1 protein-coding gene is annotated in these 596 nt (G+C 68.3%); it reads right to left on the reverse strand.

Annotated elements, in window-relative coordinates; all coding sequences use genetic code 11:
* Positions 1 to 596: Gfo/Idh/MocA family protein (locus NVV95_RS18375; RefSeq protein WP_259488032.1), on the reverse strand; the 596-nt coding region annotated here is incomplete at both ends.

Here is a 596-nt window from a genome sequence, read left to right on the forward strand (position 1 = left end):
CCGAAGAGGTTCTCGAGCACGTAGTTCCAGTGGCAGTACATGTCGAGGGTCATGCCCCCGCCGTCTTCCTCGCGATAGTTCCACGAGGGGCGCTGGGCGGGCAGGTAGTCGCCCTCGAACACCCAGTAGCCGAACTCGCCGCGCACGCTCAGGATGCGCCCGAAGAAGCCCGAGTCGATCAGCCGCTTGAGCTTCAGCAGCCCGGGCAGGTAGAGCTTGTCGTGCACGACGCCGTTCACGATACCGGCCTTCTCGGCCGCGGCGACGAGCTCGAGGCCGTCGGCGACGGAGTTCGCGATGGGCTTCTCGGTGTAGATGTGCTTGCCGGCGGCGATGGCCTGCAGGATCGCGTCTTTGCGGGCACTCGTGACCTGGGCGTCGAAGTAGATGGTCGCGGTCTCGTCGGCGAGCGCGGCGGTGAGGTCGGTGGTGTACTCGGCGACGCCGTGCAGGGCGGCCAGCTCGGCGAGCTTGTCGGCGTTGCGGCCCACGAGGATCGGCTCGACCGTGAGCCGGTCGCCGTTCGGCAGCAGGATGCCGCCGTCGTCGCGGATCGCGAGGATCGACCGCACCAGGTGCTGGCGGTAGCCCATGCG

Origin of the sequence: Herbiconiux gentiana, assembly GCF_024978135.1 — a bacterium.
Classification (GTDB): domain Bacteria; phylum Actinomycetota; class Actinomycetes; order Actinomycetales; family Microbacteriaceae; genus Herbiconiux; species Herbiconiux gentiana.